Source organism: Pseudomonas sp. NFACC32-1 (genome assembly GCF_900101215.1).
Classification (GTDB): Bacteria; Pseudomonadota; Gammaproteobacteria; order Pseudomonadales; family Pseudomonadaceae; genus Aquipseudomonas.
The window spans coordinates 72478-93013 of record NZ_FMUL01000020.1 but is presented as its reverse complement, the minus strand read 5'-3'; the positions used below and the strand labels follow the sequence as shown (position 1 = coordinate 93013).

Here is a 20536-nt window from a genome sequence, read left to right as displayed (position 1 = left end):
TTACCGGCTGGGAAGAGGCCTGAACTATAACAAGCCCTCACGACAGGTCGTAGACAGTGCATCGGCCAAAAGCCGGACCTGGCTGGCACCCGGGACAGGCGCTACCCTGTCCCCAGTCGAAACACCCCCTGTGGCGAGGGGATTGATCCCCGCTGGGGCGCGAAGCCTCCCTTTTGCATCCTGCCTGGCGTACCGCAGTGTCGATAGTCAGGGCTGCTACGCAGCCCAACGGGGATAGATCCCCTCGTCACAGGGACCGGCTTCGTTCTGGCTTATTCATCCGGCCCTGGCTGCCCGTCCCAGCCACCGCCCAGCGCCGCGATCAGTTGCACGCTGGCGATCAGCCGGCTCTGTTGCAGGCTCAACACGCTGCGTTCATTGCTCAGGGCGGTGGCCTGGACCGTGACCACGTCGAGATAGGCGATCAACCCGGCCTTGTACTGGTTCTGGGTCAGGCGCAAGGATTCGCGCGCGGCGTCCAGGGCTTCCTGGCGCACACGGGCCTCGTCTTCAAGCACCTTGAGCTGGATCATGTAGTTTTCCACCTCACGAAACCCGTCCAGCACGGTCTGGCGGTAGGTGGCGACGGTCTGGTCATAGGCGGCGACGGTGCGGTCGACTTCCGCCGAGCGCTGGCCGCCATCGAACAGCGTCATCGCCAGTTGCGGCCCCACCGACCAGAAGCGATTCGGTACGCTGATCCAGTTGTCGTAGGTACTGCTGCTATAGCCGCCGCTCAGGCTCAGGGTCAGGTCCGGGTAGTAGGCCGCCTTGGCTACGCCGATGTCGGCGTTGGCGGCCATCACCGAGCGCTCCGCCGAAGCGATGTCCGGCCGTCGCTCGAGCAGTTGCGACGGCAGCGCCACGGGGATCTGCGGCAATGTGGGGATGTCCCGGGTTTCGGCCAGGTTGAACTCGGCGGGCGGCAGGCCGATCAGCACGGCAATGGCATTTTCGAACTGGGCGCGCTGCCAGATCAGGTCGATCAGGTCTGCCTGGGTGGTCTTGAGCTGGTTCTGGGCCTGGGCCACCGCGTCCCTGCCTGACACGCCGGCACGGTACTGGTTCTCGGTCATTTTCAGCGAACGCTGGTAGTTTTCCAGCGTGGCCTGCAACAGGCGTTTCTGCTCATCGATCACCCGCAGTTGCAGGTAGTTCTGCACCAGCTCCGACTGCTGGCTCAGGCGCATGGCGGCCAGGTCGGCATAACTGGCCTGGGCACTGGCTTCGTTGGCCTCCAGGGTGCGTCGCAGCTTGCCCCAGACATCTGCCTCCCAGCTGACGCCGGCCTGGGCGCTGTAGGTATCGCGGATACCGCTGGCCGAACTGCTCAGGCTCGAATTGCTGCTGCCGGTCCCCTGGCTGGAGCGGTTCTTGCCAACGGTCAGGTCCACTGTCGGGAAGAAGGCGCCACGGGCACTGCGCGCCAGGGCCTGGGCCTGGCGGTACTGGGCTTCGGCCTGGGCGACGGTCTGGTTGGAGGTGTTGAGCTTTTCCACCAGGCCATTGAGTTGCGTGTCACCGTACAGCTGCCACCAGGCGCCACGGGCCAACGCATCGCTGGGGTTGGCCTGGCGCCAGCCCTGGGCTTGCTTGTACTGCGCCGGCTGCGCCGTCGATGGGCGCTGGTAGTCCGGGCCGATGGCGCAGGCGCTGAGCATCGCCACGCACAGCGCCAGGCTCAGGACCCGCGAACCCCGGGCGGTCGCCAAGGGCGCGACAAGATTGAAAAACGAGCGATCGGTCATAGCGCAGTTTCCAGAGCAGCATCGGTACGCACGCCGCGCCAGCGATTGAAACGATGGCGCAACTTGTCGAGATAAAGGTAAACCACCGGTGTGGTGTAGAGGGTCAGGACCTGGCTGAAGACCAGCCCGCCGATGATCGTCAGGCCCAGGGGCTGGCGCATTTCCGAGCCTTCCGCGCCGCCCAGCAGCAACGGCAAGGCGCCTAGGATCGCCGCAAGCGTGGTCATCAGGATCGGCCGCAAACGCAGCAGGCAGGCACTGCGGATCGACTCCTCGGGTGTCTGACCGCCCCGTTCGAGCTGCAACGCCAGGTCGATCATCAGGATCGCGTTCTTCTTCACCACGCCGATCAGCAGGAACAGCCCCAGCAGCGATATCAGGCTGAATTCCTGGCCCAGCACGTAGATCGACAGCAATGCGCCGACCCCGGCCGAAGGCAGGGTGGACAGGATCGTCAACGGATGGATATAGCTTTCGTACAACACTCCCAGCACCAGGTACACCGCCAGCAGCGCCCCGAGGATCATGAGAGGCTGGCCCTTCTGGGTGGCCGCGAAGGCATCGGCGGTACCGGCCATCTTGGCGATCACATCCTCCGGCATGCCGAGCCTGGCGATGGCCCGTTCGATGGCCGCCGTGCCCTGCTCCACCGTCACGCCTTCGGCCATGTCGAAGGAAATGCCCTCGGACGCGAACTGGCCTTCGTGGCTGACCCGGTCGTCCTCCAGGCTGTTTTCATAATGGGCAATGGTCGACAGGGGGACCCGCGCGCCGTCGGCGGTGATCACCTGGACCTGTTCGAGGGTGTTCGGATCCTGGGCGTACTTGGGATTGACCTCCATCACCACCTGGTACTGGTTCAGGCTGTCGTAGATGGTGGAAATCTGCCGCTGGCTGTAGGCATTGTTCAACACCGTGGTGACCATGGCCATGTCGATACCCAGGCGCTTGGCCTGGTCACGGTCCACCACCAGCGTCACCTGCTGGGCACCGCCGCCGTCCCGGGCGTCGATGGCGGTCAGCTCGGGCAAGGCCCGGAATGCCGCCACGACCTTGGGATACCACTCCCGCAGGGAGGCCAGGTCGGCGCTTTGCAGGATATAGGAGTATTGCGACGTGGTCTGCTCGCGGCCGCCTCCGAACTGCAGGTCCTGGTCGGCCATCAGCATCAGCTGGGCACCGGGGACCTTGGGCATTTCCTTGCGCAGGCGCTCGATGACTTTCTGCGCGGAGATCTCGCGCTCCTTGATCGGCTTGAGGCGCACCAGCATGAAGGCGTTATTGGTGCCGTTGTTGCCACCGATGAAACCGGCCACGCTCTGCACCGCGTCGTCCTTGAGCACGGCGCGGCGGAAGATTTCCATCTTCGGCTGCATCACGCTGAACGACAGCCCGTCGTCGCCGCGCACGAAACCGATCAACTGGCCGGTGTCCTGCTGCGGCATGAAGGTCTTGGGCACCACCACGTACAGGGCGATGTTCACACCAATGGTCACCAACAGGCTCAGCAGCGTCAGGCGGCGGTGGCGCAGCACCCAGTCGAGGCTGGAGGCGTAGCCGCGAACCATCCGCTCGTTGAGACGCCGGCTCGCGCGTTGCAGGCGATTTTCCTGCCCTGGTACGTGGGGCTTGAGCCAACGGGAACAGAGCATCGGCGTGAGGGTCAGGGACACCAGCAACGAGACCAGGATGGACGCCGCCAGAGTGATGGAAAACTCCCGGAACAGGCTCTCGACGATGCCGCCCATGAACAGGATCGACAGGAACACCGCCACCAGGGAGGCGTTCATCGACAACAGGGTGAAGCCCACTTCCCGGGCGCCCAGGTAGGCCGCCTTCATCGGCGGCACGCCTTCGTCGATGTGCCGGGAAATGTTCTCCAGCACGACGATGGCGTCGTCCACCACCAGTCCGGTGGCGAGGATCAGCGCCATCAGCGACAGGTTGTTCAGCGAAAAGCCGTAGAGGTACATCACCGCGAACGTCCCCACCAGTGACACCGGCACCGCCAGGGTCGGGATCAGCGAAGCGCGCAGGTTGCCGAGGAACAGGAACACCACCAGCACCACCAGGGCCACGGCGATCAGCAGGGTCATTTCCGCTTCATGCAGGGTAGCCTTGATCACCGGCGAGCGATCCATGGCCAGGTCCAGCTTGACGCTGGCCGGCAGCACGGCCTGCAAGGCCGGCAGCTGCGCCTTGATCTCGTTGACCGTCTCGATGATGTTGGCCCCCGCCTGGCGATTGATCACCAGCAGCACGGCGGCATCGTCATTGAAGAAACCGCTGTTGTAGCGGTCCTCGACACCGTCGGTGACTTTCGCCACATCCTTGAGCCGAAGCACCGAGCCGTCCTGGTAGCGGATGATCAGGGTTTCGTAGTCCTTGGCCTTTTCCAGCTGGTCATTGGCCTGGACCTGCCACATGCGCTGGTCATCCTCAACCGAACCCTTGGGCCGGCGCACGTTGCTGTCGGCGATGGCGCTGCGCACGTCGTCCAACGCAACGCCGTACTGGTTGAGCAACTGCGGCTCCAGTTCGATCCGCACCGCCGGCAGGGAACTGCCGCCGATCTGCACCTCGCCGACCCCCGACACCTGGGACAGGCTCTGGGACAGGATGGTGGAAGCCAGGTCGTAGAGCTGGCCTTTCTCCAGGACATCGGAGGTCAGCGACAGCACCATGATCGGCGCCTGGGACGGGTTGACCTTCTTGTAGGTGGGCATGCTGCGCATGCCGCTGGGCAACAGGTTGCGCGAAGCATTGATCGCCGCTTGCACCTCCCGGGCCGCGCCGTTGATATCGCGGTCCAGGTCGAACTGCAGGATCACGCGGGTGGAGCCCTGGCTCGAGCGGCTGCTCATGGTATTGACCCCGGCGATGGCGCCGAAGGACCGTTCGAGAGGCGTTGCCACCGTCGACGCCATGACCTCCGGGCTGGCCCCCGGCAAGTTGGCCTGGACCACGATCACCGGAAAGTCCATCTGCGGCAAGGGCGAAACCGGCAACAGGCCAAAGCACACGCCACCGAGCAGGGTGATCGCCAGGCTCAGGAGCATGGTCGCGACGGGGCGGCGGATGAAGGGGCCGGAGAGGTTCATCGACCGCCGCTCCGGGCTGCAGATGAAGGAATGCAGGAAATGACCGGGCTTTCATGGCGAGGGGACTCATCCCCGCTTGAGTGCCAAGCGCTCACAAAAGGGGCCGCTACGCAGTCCAGCGGGGATGAATCGCCTTGCCGCAGAAAACGCGCTTGCCCCAGGTTCTCCGGCGCAGGCTCCAACCGCAAGCTCCCGAGCGTCATACCCGCACCTCTTTCCCTTCCGGCCTGGCAAACCGGCGGCCCAGGCGATCGAAATACAGGTAGATCACTGGCGTGGTGAACAACGTCAAGACCTGGCTCACCAGCAGCCCACCGACCATCACCAGGCCCAGGGGCTGGCGCAATTCCGCGCCGGAGCCGGTGGCGAGCATCAGCGGCACTGCGCCGAACAGGGCCGCCAGGGTGGTCATCAGGATCGGCCGGAAGCGCAGCAACGCGGCCTGGTAGATGGCCGTCTGCGGGTCCATGCCCTGGTTGCGCTCCGCGTCGAGGGCGAAGTCGATCATCATGATCGCGTTCTTCTTGACGATACCGATCAGCAGGATGATGCCGATGATCGCGATCATGCCCAGGTCGTTGCCGCTTAGGATCAACGCCAGCAAGGCGCCAATGGCCGCCGAGGGCAAGGTGGAGAGGATCGTGATCGGGTGGATGTAGCTCTCGTACAGCACGCCCAGCACGATGTACATGGTCACCACCGCCGCCAGGATCAGCAGCAAGGTGCTCGACAGCGATGCCTGGAATGCCTGGGCGGCACCCTGGAACTGGGTCTGCACGCCCACCGGCATGCCGATCTCCCGCTGGACCTTTTCGATCACCTCCACCGCATGGCCCAGGGCCACGTCCGGAGCCAGGTTGAACGACATCATCACCGCCGGGAACTGGCCGATATGGGCAATCGCCAGCTGCGCCTGACGCTCTTCGACCCGGGCCAGGCTCGACAACCGCACCTGCCCGCCTTCGGTGGTCTTGACGTAGATCTGGTCCAGGGCCTTGGGCCCGATCCGCTCCCCGGCCTGGGCCTGCAGCACCACGCGATACTGGCTGGCCTGGGTGTAGATGGTGGAAATCTGCCGCTGGCCGAAAGCGTCGTACAGCGCATCGGTGATGTTCGCCACCGACACGCCCAGGCGCGAGGCGGCGTCACGGTCGATCACCAGATAGACCTGCAGGCCCTTGTCCTGCAGGTCGCTGGCGACGTCGGTCAGTTCCGGCTGGCGGGCCAGCGCCTCGGTGAGGCGGGCGCTCCAGAGGGTGAGCAACTCGGCATCCGGCGACGACAGGCTGAACTGGTACTGGGTCCGACTGACCCGGTCCTCGATGGTCAGGTCCTGTACCGGCTGCATGAACAGGCGGATCCCCACCAGGCGGTCCAGTTGCGGCTGCAAGCGGGCAATGACCTGCGTAGCGCTGTCATCACGCTCCTTGTGGGGCTTGAGGTTGATCAGCAGACGCCCGCTGTTGAGCGTGGCGTTGTCACCGTCCACGCCGATATAGGAAGACAGGCTCTGCACCGCCGGGTCGGCCAGGATCACCTTGGCCAGTTGCTGCTGGCGCTCGCTCATGGCGGCGAAGGAAATCGACTGGGGCGCTTCGGAAATGCCCTGGATCACACCCGTGTCCTGCACCGGGAAAAAGCCCTTGGGCACCGCCAGGTACAACACCACCGTGAGCACGAGGCTGCCCACCGCCACCAGCAGGGTCAGCGGCTGGTGCTTGAGCACCCATTGCAGCTTGCGGCCATAGGCGGCGATCAGCCAGTCGATCCAGGCGCCACTGGCGCGGTAGAACCGGCCCTGTTCCTCTTCCTTCGGCTCACGCTTGAGCAAGCGCGCGCACATCATCGGCGTCAGCGTCAGGGACACCACCAGGGAAATCAGGATCGCCACCGCCAGGGTGATGGCGAATTCGCGAAACAACCGTCCGACCACGTCCGCCATGAACAGCAGGGGGATCAGCACGGCGATCAGCGACAGCGTCAGGGACACCAGGGTGAAGCCAATCTGCCTCGCCCCCTTGAGCGCCGCCTGCAATGGGCTGTCGCCCTCCTCGATGTAACGGGCGACGTTCTCCAGCATGACGATGGCGTCGTCCACCACGAAACCGGTGGCGATGGTCAGGGCCATCAGGGTCAGGTTGTTGATGGAAAAGCCGGCCAGGTACATCACCCCGAAGGTCCCGATCAGCGACAGCGGCACGGCCACCGAGGGAATGATAGTGGCGCTGAAACGACGCAGGAACAGGAACGTCACCATGACCACCAGGGCGATGGCGATCAGCAGTTCATGTTGCACATCCTTGACCGAGGCACGGATGGTCTGGGTACGATCGGTCAGCACCGTGACGTCCAGGCCGGCCGGCAGGTTGTCGGTGATACTTGGCAACAGGGCCTTGATCCGGTCCACCACCTCGATCACGTTGGCCCCCGGCTGGCGCTGGATGTTCAGCAGCACGGCCTGGTTCTCGTTGGCCCAGGCGGCAAGGCGTTCGTTCTCGGCGCCGTCGACGATCTGTGCCACGTCCTTGAGCCGCAATGGCGCACCATTGGCATAGGCCAGGATCAGTTCGGCATAGTCCTTGGGCGAGGTCAGCTGGTCGTTGGCGTCAAGCATCGAGACCCGGGTCGGGCCGTCGAAGTTGCCCTTGGGCTGGTTGACGTTGGAGGCCCCGATCAGTGTGCGCACATCCGCCAGGTTCAGGCCGTTGGCCGCCAGGGCCTGGGGGTTGACCTTGATCCGCACGGCCTGGCGCTGGCCGCCGGCGATGGTCACCATACCGACCCCGCTGATCTGGGCGATCTTCTGCGCCATGCGCGTATCCACCAGGTCATTGAGCTTGGGCAGCAGCATGGTCCTGGAGGTGATCGCCAGGGTCAGCACCGGGGTATCGGCGGGGTTGACCTTGTTGTACACCGGGGGCGCCGGCAGATCGTCGGGCAGCAGGTTGGTCGCCGCGTTGATCGCCGCCTGCACCTGCTGTTCGGCGACATCCATGTTGGTCTCGAGATTGAACCGCAGGGTAATCACCGAAGCCCCACCGGAGCTGGTGGAGGCCATCTGGGTCAGGCCCGGCATCTGGCCGAACTGCCGCTCCAGGGGAGCGGTCACCGCACTGGTCATCACATCGGGGCTCGCGCCCGGGTACAAGGTCATCACCCGGATGGTGGGATAGTCGACCTGGGGCAATGCCGACACCGGCAGCAGCCGATAGGCGATCAGGCCGGCCAGGACAATGGCCAGCATGCTCAGGGTGGTCGCCACCGGGCGAAGGATGAACAGCCGCGAGAGATTCATGCGCCGCCCTTTTTCGCCTTGTCGACCACGGCCGGTTCACTCGGACCCGCCGCGGTCTTGCCCTGCAGGTGCTCGGTCGGCGTGGTGGGCACGTCCTGGCTGTCATTGACCACCTCCACTTCGCTGCCCTCCTTCAAGCGGTCGGTGCCTTCGAGCACGACACGCTCGCCGGCCGCCAGGCCTTCGGTGACCACGGTGTTGCTGCCGTCGCTGGGGCCGATCTTCAACGTTTTGATGGTGACCTTCCTGTCGCCATCCAGGGCATAGACGAAGGTGCCATTGGTGCCGAACTGGATCGCGGCGGTGGGTGCCAGGACGACGCCCTTGAGGGTGTCGGCCAGCAGGCGGACGTTGACGAACTGGTTGGGGAACAGCGACTGGTCGCGGTTATCGTAGCGGGCCTTGAATTTCAGGGTTCCGGTGGTGGTGTCGATCTGGTTGTCCAGGCTTTGCAGCACACCGCTGGCCTGGAGTTTCACATCGCCGCGGTCCCAGGCCTCGACAGGCAGTTTCGCGCCGCTGCGGTAACGGGCGAGCACGGTGTCCAGATTGCTTTCCGGCAGGGTGAAGACAACGCTGATGGGTTGGGTCTGGGTAATGACCGCCAGGGCCGTGGTGTCGTTGGCCGCCACCAGGTTGCCGATATCCAGCTGCCGCAGGCCGACCCGTCCGGAAATCGGTGCACGGATCCTGGTGAATTCGAGGTTGAGCTTGGCATCATTGACCGCCGCCTGGTTGGTCTTGACGGTGCCCTGGTACTGGCCCACCAGCGCGGCGGCGGTATCCAGGGTCTGCTTGGCGATGCTGTCCTCGGCATACAGCCCGCGATAGCGCTCAAGATCGACCTGGGCGTTCTTCAGTTGTGCCTGGTTCTGCAACAGCGTGCCTTCAGCCTGGAGCAAGGCGTTCTGGTAGGGACGCGGATCGATTTCGGCCAGCAGGTCCCCGGCCTTGACCATCTGCCCTTCTTCGAAGGCGATCTTGACCAGCTCACCGCTCACCCGGCTGCGCACGTTGATGGTATTGAGGGCCGTGACAGTGCCCAGCGCCTTGTAGTACAGCGCAAAGTCCCCGGTGACTGCCGGCGCCACCCGGACCGGCACCGGCCCCGTGGCCCCACCGAAGCCAGGTCGCATGCTGCCCGAACGCCCTGTGTGCCCCTGTGCGGCTTTCTGCCCTGCCCCTTGCTTGGGATCCGTGCCGGCGGGCCAGAATTTCCAGGCCACCACCGCGACGACCAAGACGATGAACAGGCTCAACAGCCAGCGGCGGGAGTTACGAGAAACGGAGGATTGCATGGAGTGATCAACCATTGGGCGCGTGGGCATCTTTTACGAGAGGCTGAACGATAAGCACTGGCGGGAATTTAGCAAAGCGCCTTTACCGGCAATTTACCTTGGGCTTACGTAGCGTGATGACAGGCTAAGCGCTTGAAGTACAAATGAAAACGGCCTGGACTTGGCCAGGCCGTCAACAAATGTAATAAATCCCTTATTTCAGGACAGCCAGCGCAGCGTCGTAGTTTGGCTCTTCAGCGATTTCCTTGACCAGTTCGCTGTGCAGCACGTTGTCCTCTTCGTCCAGCACCACCACGGCGCGAGCGGTCAGGCCTTTCAGCGGACCATCGGCAATGGCCACGCCGTAGTTCTGGATGAACTCGGCGCCGCGCAGGGTGGACAGGTTCTGCACATTCTCCAGGCCTTCGGCACCGCAGAAGCGCGCCTGTGCGAACGGCAGGTCGGCGGAAATACAAAGCACGACGGTGTTATCCAGTGCGTTGGCCTGGGCATTGAACTTGCGCACGGAGGTGGCGCAGGTCGGGGTGTCGACGCTTGGGAAAATGTTCAGTACTTTGCGCTTGCCCGCGAAGTCCTTCAGGGACACGTCGGACAGATTGCCGGCCACCAGGGAAAAGGCTGGCGCCTTGCTACCGGCTTGTGGCAATTGGCCGTTGACCTGGACCGGGTTGCCTTTGAGGGTGACTTGAGCCATGGGCGAATTCCTTCTGACAGGTTTGAAAAATGGTGAGGCAGGAGTTAACCACGAAATGCTCGCCCGACCTATGGCTGGACATGAAAAGTCATGGTGTTCATGACCGCGCAATCCTGTGGGGGCGAGCCTGCCCGCCCCCACGAAAGGACGCTACCGGGCCTTGAGCTTGAGGAACGACTGATGCAGGTCCGAAGCCCAGCCATCCATGACACCTTTGACATCATCGGGTTTCATCACCTGGGACTCGTTGGACAACGGCTTGCCTGTCCCCTTGCGCACCACCTGGGCCACCACGGCATTGCTGGCGCCATCGAGGAAGACCGCTTCGGTGCCCAGGGTGGTTTCCTGGTCGCGGATGCCACTGGCGGTGCTGACAGCCGCCGCCACCAGCGCAATCGGCACCACCTCATACGGTTTCAGCCCTTCGGTCTTGCTGCTGACGGCGGTGATCGCCGCGCGCATCACCAGCACACCCGGCCCCGGCGCCTTGGCCAGCGGCAACGTTTTTCCCGCTTCACGCTGGAGGGCCTGATCGTAATAACCGGTGATGCCGGACAAGGTGGCCTGGGGAATCTTCACCGTCGGTTGCGGCTTGGGGTACAGCTGGGTCGGCTCGATGTAGATGCTGGTGTACTTGTCCAGGTCGACCTTCGGATCGACCCAGCGCATCACCTCGGCACCGGACGGTGACTTGTCTTCCTTGAGCCGGCTGTAGTCGCCCAGGAACCCGGAATACTCGTCCGGCTGAGTGATCTTGCTCGAACACCCAGCCAGGGCGAGCGAGGCGATGCAGATGGTGCCAATCACTGATGCGAGCTTCATGCTGTCACTCCTGTCAGCCACACGAGACGGGGCCGGGAACTACAGGTATAGCCAATGGGCACATTTTTGCCGCAAATATCCAGAAGCCCTGTGGCAAGTCAGGCGCGATCTCGAGGAATCAGGCTCTGTAATTGCTGCGCAAGAAAATCAGCTTCGAACACGAAGGTATCCGGGTCTTTCAACCCATTGGTCTTGCGCCACTGCCATTCCCCGGAGGCCAGCGAATGCACCAGCGAAATGCTTCCGTACCGCGCCGCCGTCAGTCCCATGACCGCCAGCGAGATTTGTCCACCGCTACCCATTGCATCCGGGACGAACTCCACCGCCTTGCCCGTGATGGACACCGTGAGCTTTTCGGTCCTGAAGGTGGATGTTTCCACCGGGACGCCCGGCCCGTGGGCCACGTGGGCTTCCCGGCTCAGCGCCAGGAGACCGGGCGCCATCACCGGTGCCAGCCATTGCTCGATTTGCCCATACAACGCTTCGATCTGCTCGGCCCACACCGCCGCCTGAGCCTGGTGCTGCTGTTTCTTGTGCGCCTCACTGTCTGCGTAGCGACGAAGCGTCTCGCCCAGTTGCTGTACACCGTCCATGCGCTGTTCCTCGATCAAGGGCTTGCTGCGAACCGGGATGATGACAGGTTCGGGAGGCTGGCGTATGCAAAACCCACCGGCATGGCAGGAGAGCTACGTCTCGCCTGCTGGAAATGGCCCGAGGCACGGCGCCGGGCCCACGGCCGATCCCGGAACCATGACACCTGGCACAAAGATGAGCGCAACAGTTGATGTTGCGCTGGCATCCGTCCATCAACGAATAGAGACTCCAGGCAGGCCTGCCCTGTCGGTACAGGCCACAGCCTGAGGATTGACGAATGCGCACCATCGGCCTGATTGGCGGCATGAGCTGGGAGTCCAGCGCCGAATACTATCGCCTCATCAACCAGCAGGTACGAGACCGGCTCGGGCCGCTGCGCTCGGCCCAACTGTTGATGCACAGCGTCGACTTCGGCCCGGTGGAACAGGCCCAGCATGCGGGGCGCTGGGAGGATGCCGCCGCGATTCTCGTGGATGCGGCGCGACGCCTCGAGGCCGGGGGCGCCGAATGCGTGGTGCTGTGTACCAACACCATGCACAAGGTGGCGGCGCAGATCCAGTCGGCGGTTTCGATTCCGTTCCTGCACATTGCCGACCCCACCGGCCAGGCCGCCCTCGAAGCGGGGGCCGTCACGGTCGGCCTGCTGGGCACGGCATTCACCATGGAACAGGAGTTCCTCAAGGAGCGCCTGAGCGCCCAAGGCTTGAACGTAGTGATACCCGCCCCCGAGGAACGCCAGGCAGTGCATCGCATCATCTATGACGAACTGTGCGTCGGCGTGATCGATCCGGCATCGCGCCAGGTCTACCAGCGGGTCATCGAGTCCCTGGCCGAGTGCGGCGCCCAGGCGATCATCCTGGGCTGCACGGAAATCGGCCTGCTGATCAAACCCGAACACAGCCCCCTGCCGCTGCTCGACACCACCCACCTGCACGCCCGTGCGGCGGTGGCGTTCGCATTGGAGGACTGATCGCCAGCGGATTGCCCATCATCTCCTGGGCGCGGGCGGGCCCGCGAAGAGGCGGCACCGCTGGCATCGTCAGCAACACCATCACCGCCAGGAGTGGCGATCACGCCTGGAACCAATCCCTGCGCTCGTACAGCGCGTGTTGAATCATCTCCACCAGCATGCGCACTTCCGGGGTCTGCCGGGCCTGGGTGCCGACGGCCATCCACAGGTGGCGCTGCATCGGCACGTCGAACAACCCCGGCAAGGCCACCAGGCCACGGTCGAAGTGGCTCATATACTGCGGCAACAGGCCGATGCAGGCACTGCAGCGAATCATTTCCAGCATCAGCTCATAGGACTGCACCTGCACCACGCCGGCCCGACGCTGTTCCAGGAGAGTGTTCCACGGGGCGAAGCTGTCCGGCTGCCGGTCCGCCTGCCACTGCACCAGCATGTAGTCGTTCAGGTCGCCCAGGCAGCCCGGCCGGGTTGCCGGCCGCGAATATCGCTTGGCGATGTGAGGCAGGTAGTCCAGCCGCGCCAGATGCTCGGGCGGCAGCGTGGGAAAGCTCGGCCCGGACACTGAACCGAGTGGGTCGCTCAGCCACAACACCAGGTCGGCACTGACGGCTTGCAGCGCCAGTTCACTGTCCAGGGTGATGATTTGCAACCGCGCACTGGCATTGCGGCGCAACAACGCAATCAGGTCACGCCCCAGGATGTCATGCAGGATCGACTCGGCCACCGCCAGGCGCACCAATGGCTGGTCCAGCAAGGGTGGCGAGCTTTCATCGGCCAGGGCCTTCAGCCGGGACTGCAACTGGCGCCCCTCCCGGCTGAGGGTCAGGGCGCTGCCCTGGAAGTTGAACAGGGAGCGCTGCAGGCGTGCCTCGAGCTGCATCAGTTGCTTGCGCAGCCAGGTCGCCTTGACATTGAGGCTGCGAGCCGCCTGCATGAAACAGCCACAACGGGCGCTCACCAGGAAGCACTGGGCCACCTGGGGGTCGATGTCGCCGGCCAGGGCCAGCCAGGGTTCGGGCGCGCGCAGCGGTGCGCGATAAGCGGTGATGGCCTGCGGTCCTGCGGGCTCGATGAAGGTCATGGGTGACTCCCTGTCGGTCTACGAATACGTTGAACTGCGCTGGCGTTCCCGATACAGCGCAGCGCCCTGTGGCGAGCGGATCGATCCCTCGCCACAAAAGTGTTCACATCACAAAGATGCTCAGACCCATGGTGGGCCGAGGTTAACGCACCTCCTCCAGCACCTTGCTCAATTGCGCGCCGTCGATGCTCAGGGTCGCGGTATCGAGCATGCCATCCAGGTAGGCCTTGGCGATCTGTTCCTGGCGTTGCGCGCGCAGCGCCTGGGTCAGTTGCCCGCGAACTTCGTCCAGGGTGGCTTCCCTGGCCGGCTGCTGTTCGGTCAGTTTGATGACGTGATACCCCGCCGCGCTCTGCACCGGATCCGAAACCGCCCCCACCTTCAACCGCGCCACCGCCTCGCGCACTTGCGGCAGCAGTTGCTGCAAGGGCTGCATACCGCTGTCCCCGCCTCGCTCGGCAGTGGCACGATCCTGGGAAAAGCGGTTCGCCAGCGCGGCAAACTCCGCCGGCGACGCCTGGGCCTTTCTGCTCAGTTCGATGGCTTGCCGACGCACCGCTTCGAAGGTCTGCGGCTCGGTCGCCGCCAGGAAGATCTGGCTCACCCGATACAGCGCCGGCATCGTCCAGTTGGCTTTGCCCGCATCGTAGGCCTGTTTCAACTCTTCTTCACTGGGATAGCCGGCCGGCACCTGGCTGACCGATTGCAGGTAATCGCGAAACACGATCTGCTCGGTGGCCGCCCGGGTCTGGCGCTCCACGTCCGGACGATGTCGCCAACCCTGGGCATCGGCCTGCTCCAGCACGGCCTTTTCCGCCAGCCGCGCCCGAATCCAACTCTCCAGCGCGGCCCGGTTACCGCGCATCTGCTCGCGGACCTGCGGTGTCAGGGCGGCCAGCAGCGCCTTGAGCTCGTCGGGGCTGACCTGCTGATTGCCCAAGCGCGCCAGGCTCGGCCCGTCGGCGGGCATGACGCTGGCGTCCTGCACCGCCGCCACCGGATCGTTGCCCGGTCGAAGGCCTTGCACCACGGCCACCGCAACCAGGGCCACCGCTGCAAAAAGAACCGCGAAGATCGTTTTTCTCACGATGCGCTGGCCTCCTCCACCGATGCCTCGGCCGAAGCCTGCAGGCGCGCCGCGTTCTGGCTGTACTCGCGCAGGTAGACGATGAACTCCTGCAACAGACGGTCCCACAGTTCCAGGTGGCTGCGCAGGTGATCGCCGCTGACGCCGGCGGCGACCACCACGTCCATCTCCATCACCAGGAACTCGCCCTGCACCGACAGCCGGGCAAAGCGCCGCGAGGCATTCCACAGCTCGGCCAGCCCGGCCGGCAGCTCGCCCTGGACCCGCAAGGCGCAGCTGAACGTGAAGTCCAGGTACTGCCCCGCAGTGGGCGTCGGATTGCCGAAGCGTACCGCGAAGCCGATACCCTGGCTGGCGCTGAGCAGCTGCACGATGCCGTTCTGCTCCGTTTCGTTGACCCGGTAACCGGCGCTTTGCAACAGCTCGGTCAGCGATGTCGGGGAAACGTGTTCAATCAATGAAGTCATGCTCGGTCCATCCTTGCTTTCAATGAGTAATCGAGGCCTGGGGGGCGTCGAAACGGTTCTTGTAGAGATCGTCGCCAAACCCTTGGGCCAGCTCTTCGAAGCGTACCCGGGCCTTGGCCGCGAACGGCTGGCGAATCTTCATGACATCGGTGACGTCGATGGTTTCATAGGCGTGCAGCAACGACTGGGCGACTTCGTACATCTGCTGATTCTTGACCGAACATTGCTGCACTTGTGTGTCACGTTCGGCCAGACGGGCCTCCAGGCGGGCGCGCTCGGCCTCCTTGCCACGGGCCAGGGTCAGCAGCTCGTCGTAGGCTTTCTTGAATTTGCCGATCTGCTCATTGCTGGCGGCCACCTGGGCCTGGGCCTGGCTCTGCAGGCTTTCCTGGCGCCCGGCCAGTTGTTCGTTCAAGGCCTGGGCCTTGTTCAGTTGCGCGGTCAATTGCTTGACCTGCGCCTGGGCCTCCCTGGCCTGGCCTTCGGCCGCCTGTCGGGCCGCACTGGCCTGGGCCTGCTCGCTTTGCAGGGCTTGCAACTGGGCCGTGGTGCTGCGCAATTGCGCCCGCAGGCGTTCCTCCAGGCCCTCGCCGTGGGCACCGCTGTTCAATAGCAGGCCCAGCACCAGCAACGCGGCTGGGCATGAACCCATGGCTCGCCTTTTCATGAAGCCTCCCTGCGCTTAGAAGCGCGTGTTGATTTCAAGCTGCAGAACGTCGATATCGTAGGGCGCGCCATACACCGCCTCGGCACTCAACCAACGGCCGGTGGCGAAGACGTTGCTGGCCAGGCCGTAGTTGCCACCGAGGAAGTAGCCTTTGGCGTTGGTGCCGCCCAAATGGAACGACGAGTCGTTGAAACCGTCCGGCAAGGCATCCGGCTGGATGTACTTGTAACCGGCGAACAGGTTCCAGTCGCCCTCGCGCTTGAGCTCCAGGGCGCTGCCCAGGGTGAACTGGAGCATCCAGGCGTTGGCGCCGCTTTCCAGTTCGCCACTCTCGTCCAGGTTGTTGGCGAACTGGCCTTCGGAACGCTTGCGCATCTCGCCTTCGTCGTAGCCCAGGTTGTGCACGTAGTTGGCCTGGCTGCGCAGTTTCAAGTCCTCGGGCAGGTCGGCATCCCAGACCAGGTTCAGGTCCAGCAGGTTGAACTCCGACGCCAGGCCGACGTATTGCGGCTGGGGCGTGGTGGACGGGTTGAGCGGGTTGGGCGTGATGTCGCGCAGCAGGAACACCGTGTTGCCCTTCTGCATGAAAGCCACGCGAGAACCGTCGCTGTCGCACCCGGGGTCACCGGCCCACGGCTGGCACGGCGAGGAGCGCTTGCCCTCGATGTCGTCGAAGCGGTAATAGGCCAGCGCACCCTTGACCCGGTTGCTGTCGTTGATCGCCCAGTTCGCCCCCAGTTGCGCACCGTAGAGCCACTTGTTGTCGCTCTCCTCCTTGTCCGTGCCATTGCTGGTGCTGGTGTCATTGGTGTATTCCACCGGGAACGCGCCGACGGTGCCGAACAGGCCCCAGTCCCGATTGAGCTTGCGATTGAAGATCGCCGCCACCCCATCGAAATTCAGATCGCCGGAATACAGCATGTCGGTGGAGAAGAACGGATTCGCAATCCGCCCCCCGGTCAGGGTCAGTTCATCCGATGCCTTCCAGGTCAGGTAGCCCTGGTCGAGCCAGATGTCTTTCTTGCCGAAGCCACCACCCAGGGTCTGGGTGGTGGACACCGGGTTATTGTCCGAACCGGTACCGATGCGGATGCCGGCGGTCCATTGCGGCGCAATCACCGCCTTCATCCCCAGGCGCGCCCGCAGGCGGAACAGGTTTTCCCGATCCTCGCGGGTGTTGAGCAAGGGCGGCAGGCTGGAGCTGCTGTTGGGGTTGACGTCGTACGGTCCCTTGTCATTGAGCCGGGCGAAGTCGACGATCTCGTTGCTGTTGTTGCCCGAGTAGTAGCGCGACTCGTCACGCAGGCGAATGTCGCCATCGAAGCTGATGCGTGACACCCAGTCCGGGAACGTGTTGGGCTGGGCCCAGTTCTCCTGCTTGGCGGTGGCCATGACTTCAGCCTTCACCTGATCGCGGATCTGCTCGCGAACGATGTTCGGCACGTATTGCACCCGTACGTCCCCGGGCGCCCCCACCGGTGCCGCAGCCACCGCCGTGGCGGCCTGGCGGGCCTGCACGGCTTCGCGCTCGGCCTGGGCGATCAGCCCATCGGCCTGGTCCTGCTTGAGTACCCCCTGCTGCACCAGCAGGCGGATCAGATTGATCGTGGCGTTTTCCGAGGGCGCCGCAGCGGCGACCGCCTGCCCGGCCAGACCCAGGACTACCAGGCCGACCCTCCACGACAATCGATTCACATTGGAAATCATCTGCACACAACTCCTGTTGGCAAACTTTCAAGCATTCGGTTAACCCGGACGCCGCCCTTGCAAGGACAGGCGCACGGGCAATGTCAGGGAAGCCGGTGGCCGCTCGCTCAGATGAGGTGAGGCGCGCAGGGCCGAAATCACTTGTTCATCCACTTGCCGATTGCCGCTGGACTTGACCAGCTCGACCCGTGTGATCTCGCCGACGGCACTCAGCCAGACGTCAGCCTGTAGGGAAAACGCCAGGCTGCGCAGCTGCGGGTTCTCCCGCAGCAGGCGCTGGAAGGTGAAGGCCAGGAACTGGCTGTAGGTACCGTTGCCCAGGCGCCCGCCTCCAGCACCGGCCATGCCACCTCCCTTGCCGGCGCCGATATTGAAAGCGTCGTTGCCGGACTGGGCCTCGCCGTCCATCTGCATCGGGTTCGCCAGGTCGTCCACCGGCGAAGGCGGGGCCTGCTCTTCAGGCTTGACCTCCTCCGGCTCCGGGGTGGGCTCGGGCTCCACCACCTTTTCCTCCACCTGTGGCTCCGGTTCCTTGGGCTTCTCCGGCGGTGGGGGTGGAGGTGGGGGCGGCAGCGCAATGATGGTCGGGACCTTCGGCGCCTCGCGCCGCACGCCGCTCATGTCGTTGGCCCACTGCCACAGCAGCCAGGCCGCCAGGGCGCCCAGCGCCAGGCCCGCCGCCCACTTGAGCAGGCGCCAGGGCGAGGTCTTCACCGGGGGCGGATCGATGGGGAGTCTGGCGGTCATGGTCAGCCCTGGCTCGGTTTGCCGGTCACCAGACCGACCTGGGACAGTTCCAGGCGCCGCAACAGATCCAGCACCTCGATGACCTTCTGGTACTGCACTGTGGCGTCACCACGCACGATGATCGGAAAATCGGGGCTCTGGGCCTTCTCGATGCGCAGGCGTTCCTCCAGTTCCGCCAGGGTCACCGGGTAGGCATCGAGGAACACCTGGCCGCCATCGTTCACCGAGATCGCCTTGGTCTTGGCTTCCGACAGAGACACCGAGGCACTGGCCTTGGGCAGGTTGATCTGGATGCCCGACACCTGGGCCGTGGCCGTGAGGATGAACATCACCAGCACCACCATGAGCACGTCCACCAGGGGCGTGATGTTGATGCTGTCCACCGCGGCGTCATCGTCGTCATCGTGCGAAGCATTTACGCTAGCCATCGCGATTCCCTCAGGCCGGTACGGACGTTTGGTTTGGGTGGTGGTGATCCCGGCGATGGGCCGCTTCGCCGGACTGCCCTTCCCCGTGCATCTCCGCCAGGCGCGTGATGAATTCATCGACGAACACCCGCATGTCGGCACTGACTTCTTTATTGCGGGTGATCAGGCGGTTGTAGCCAAACAGCGCGGGGATCGCGACGAACAGGCCCATGGCGGTGGCAAGCAGTGCCGCGGCCATGCCCGGGGCGATGGCATTGATATTCACATCACCGGCCATGGCCGTGCCGAGGAACACCACCATGATCCCCAGCACGGTGCCGAGCAGGCCGATGTAGGGGCCGCCGGCGATGGCGTTGGACAGGGTCGAGAGTTTCGAACCCAGCGCCTGGTTCTCGCGGGTACGCACGCCATCCATGGAACAGCGGATCGCTTCGATGGTGGCCGCCGACACCGACGAGGTATCGGCGCCCTGTTCGCGGCGGGTGCGGATTTCCTTCACCGCCACCAGGTACAGGCGCCACAGGGAGGAATGTTGCAGGCGCTGGGCGAGCTCCTGGTCATCGGCGAACATCTCCAGGCGCGTGCCAACCCGGGCGAACTGCTCGCGAAAGGCCGTGTTGGCCGCGCTGAGGCGACTGACCATGCGGTTCTTGCGGATCATGATGATCCACGACTGGAACATCATCAGCACCAGCACCCCGATGATCACCCAGGCGTCCAGGGGCACGGCGTTGAGCAAAAAGCCCAGGCTGCCGAAACCGAAGCCGGATTGCTCCTCATCCACGCCATAGGCCACCAGCTTAGACTCGGCGCCCTGGGCATTGGCATCGGCCAGCAGCAAGGGTGCGGCACGGGCGACCTTGGACAGGCGGACCTCATCCATGGCGCCGCTCAAAGGCGCCAGGGCACCGGCGGCAACATCGGCCCCCAGGGCGATGGGCGAATTGAACACCGGCATCGGCGCCGCCAGGCTCGCGGTCTCACGGCCGTTGACGTACAGCACGATCCGATCCCCGGACGCGGTCACTGCCAGGTGCTGCCACTGCCCTGGGTTCAGTGGCTGGGTGGAGACAGCGCGCAGGCCATCGACCGCCACGAACGGTACCCCTTGGTTCACCCCGATCAGGAGGTTGGCAGCCGCTTCGCGCCGGGCCAGGACCACCTGTTCGCCGCTGGCCTGGTCCTGGCGCAACCAGGTGCTGAAGGTGAACGCCGCGCCAGCGTTGTGTTGCAGTGACGGGCTGGCCGGCAACAGCAGCGGCTGGCCGTTGAATTGCAGCGCCCGGCCGATCACGCCATCGATGCTGGTACCCACCGCGCCCTGGGCATTGTTGCCATAGGCCGTGGTGTCCCGGGGCGGCACGCCGGTGGCGCCGTCGAAGTGATACAGCGCGGTGTAGTCCGGGTCGAAGGTCAACTGGCCGCTGCCGGTGGCCGCTGCCTTCTGGTTGCCGTAGTACATCCACAGGTCCTGGCGCTGGCCGCCCTCCACGCTCGGCACATCGACCCAGATCAGCGCCATGCCCATCAACGGGTCGAAGCTCTCGATCTGGTGGTTGAGCACGGTCTTGTCGTCGGCACTGACGAAGCGCAGGTCCGAACCGTCTTCCTTGACGCCGTCGAAGGTGAAATTGCCGGTGTGCAGCCGCACCAGCAGCGCGGTGCGCCCCAAGGCCTGGGCGATGGCCGCGCCCTGGGGCGTGGTGTCCACCGAAATCTGTTTGCGGTAGTGCCAATCGTCCTGCCACCAGGCGTTGGCCGTCGCCGGAAGCACCAGCCCCAGGCAGATCAGCAGGGATAACAGTATGCGTTGCATGGACATGACTCCTG

At 64.4% G+C, this 20536-nt stretch carries 16 protein-coding genes; 1 reads left to right on the top strand and 15 read right to left on the bottom strand.

What is annotated here, in order from left to right:
• Nucleotides 1-272: 272 nt before the first annotated feature.
• From BLP99_RS23835 to BLP99_RS23805, 7 genes are all read right to left on the bottom strand, one after another.
• Nucleotides 273-1748 carry an efflux transporter outer membrane subunit gene (locus tag BLP99_RS23835; RefSeq protein ID WP_072398759.1) on the bottom strand — a complete coding sequence of 492 codons (1476 nt, stop codon included), beginning with the start codon at nucleotides 1746-1748 and terminating at the stop codon, nucleotides 273-275.
• Nucleotides 1745-4849, bottom strand: a complete 3105-nt coding sequence (locus BLP99_RS23830) for an efflux RND transporter permease subunit (protein ID WP_092181922.1) — start codon at nucleotides 4847-4849, stop codon at nucleotides 1745-1747. The genes BLP99_RS23835 and BLP99_RS23830 overlap by 4 nt, the downstream gene beginning before the upstream one ends.
• A gap of 199 nt (nucleotides 4850-5048) precedes the next feature.
• A complete protein-coding gene (locus BLP99_RS23825; protein ID WP_072398761.1) occupies nucleotides 5049-8144 on the bottom strand; it encodes an MdtB/MuxB family multidrug efflux RND transporter permease subunit in 3096 nt (1031 codons plus the stop codon).
• The gene (locus BLP99_RS23820; protein WP_072398762.1) at nucleotides 8141-9457 is read right to left on the bottom strand and encodes an MdtA/MuxA family multidrug efflux RND transporter periplasmic adaptor subunit; all 1317 of its coding nucleotides are present in this window, start codon (nucleotides 9455-9457) and stop codon (nucleotides 8141-8143) included. The genes BLP99_RS23825 and BLP99_RS23820 overlap by 4 nt, the downstream gene beginning before the upstream one ends.
• Before the next feature lie 178 nt (nucleotides 9458-9635).
• Nucleotides 9636-10136 (bottom strand): thiol peroxidase, encoded by a 501-nt coding sequence (gene tpx, locus BLP99_RS23815; RefSeq protein ID WP_072398763.1) that lies wholly within the window; start codon nucleotides 10134-10136, stop codon nucleotides 9636-9638.
• A gap of 150 nt (nucleotides 10137-10286) precedes the next feature.
• On the bottom strand, nucleotides 10287-10958 hold the full coding sequence (locus BLP99_RS23810; RefSeq protein ID WP_072398764.1) for a DUF3313 domain-containing protein: 672 nt from the start codon (nucleotides 10956-10958) through the stop codon (nucleotides 10287-10289).
• 98 nt (nucleotides 10959-11056) lie between these two features.
• Nucleotides 11057-11551, bottom strand: coding sequence for a hypothetical protein (locus BLP99_RS23805; protein ID WP_092181919.1), 495 nt, complete (start codon nucleotides 11549-11551; stop codon nucleotides 11057-11059).
• 278 nt (nucleotides 11552-11829) lie between these two features.
• Here BLP99_RS23805 and BLP99_RS23800 point away from each other — a divergent pair, with 278 nt between their 5' ends.
• Nucleotides 11830-12522, top strand: a complete 693-nt coding sequence (locus BLP99_RS23800) for an aspartate/glutamate racemase family protein (protein ID WP_092181916.1) — start codon at nucleotides 11830-11832, stop codon at nucleotides 12520-12522.
• 100 nt (nucleotides 12523-12622) lie between these two features.
• Here the strand turns inward: BLP99_RS23800 and BLP99_RS23795 are convergent, their stop codons facing one another.
• The 8 genes from BLP99_RS23795 to BLP99_RS23760 form a co-directional block, all read right to left on the bottom strand.
• Nucleotides 12623-13603 (bottom strand): LysR family transcriptional regulator, encoded by a 981-nt coding sequence (locus BLP99_RS23795; protein ID WP_092181913.1) that lies wholly within the window; start codon nucleotides 13601-13603, stop codon nucleotides 12623-12625.
• Nucleotides 13604-13745: 142 nt separating this feature from the next.
• Entirely contained in the window at nucleotides 13746-14690 is a 945-nt protein-coding gene (locus BLP99_RS23790) for a peptidylprolyl isomerase (RefSeq protein WP_076406928.1), read from the bottom strand.
• Nucleotides 14687-15157 carry a YbjN domain-containing protein gene (locus BLP99_RS23785; RefSeq protein ID WP_072398769.1) on the bottom strand — a complete coding sequence of 157 codons (471 nt, stop codon included), beginning with the start codon at nucleotides 15155-15157 and terminating at the stop codon, nucleotides 14687-14689. Before BLP99_RS23785 ends, BLP99_RS23790 begins: the two co-directional genes overlap by 4 nt.
• Before the next feature lie 19 nt (nucleotides 15158-15176).
• On the bottom strand, nucleotides 15177-15824 hold the full coding sequence (locus BLP99_RS23780) for a DNA repair protein (RefSeq protein WP_072398770.1): 648 nt from the start codon (nucleotides 15822-15824) through the stop codon (nucleotides 15177-15179).
• Between the two features lie 15 nt (nucleotides 15825-15839).
• Nucleotides 15840-17531, bottom strand: coding sequence for a putative porin (locus tag BLP99_RS23775; RefSeq protein WP_072398771.1), 1692 nt, complete (start codon nucleotides 17529-17531; stop codon nucleotides 15840-15842).
• 39 nt (nucleotides 17532-17570) lie between these two features.
• Entirely contained in the window at nucleotides 17571-18278 is a 708-nt protein-coding gene (locus BLP99_RS23770) for a TonB C-terminal domain-containing protein (protein ID WP_072398772.1), read from the bottom strand.
• 2 nt (nucleotides 18279-18280) lie between these two features.
• Nucleotides 18281-18706, bottom strand: a complete 426-nt coding sequence (locus BLP99_RS23765; RefSeq protein ID WP_072398773.1) for an ExbD/TolR family protein — start codon at nucleotides 18704-18706, stop codon at nucleotides 18281-18283.
• A gap of 10 nt (nucleotides 18707-18716) precedes the next feature.
• A complete protein-coding gene (locus BLP99_RS23760; RefSeq protein WP_072398774.1) occupies nucleotides 18717-20522 on the bottom strand; it encodes a DUF2341 domain-containing protein in 1806 nt (601 codons plus the stop codon).
• Between the last annotated feature and the right edge of the window lie 14 nt (nucleotides 20523-20536).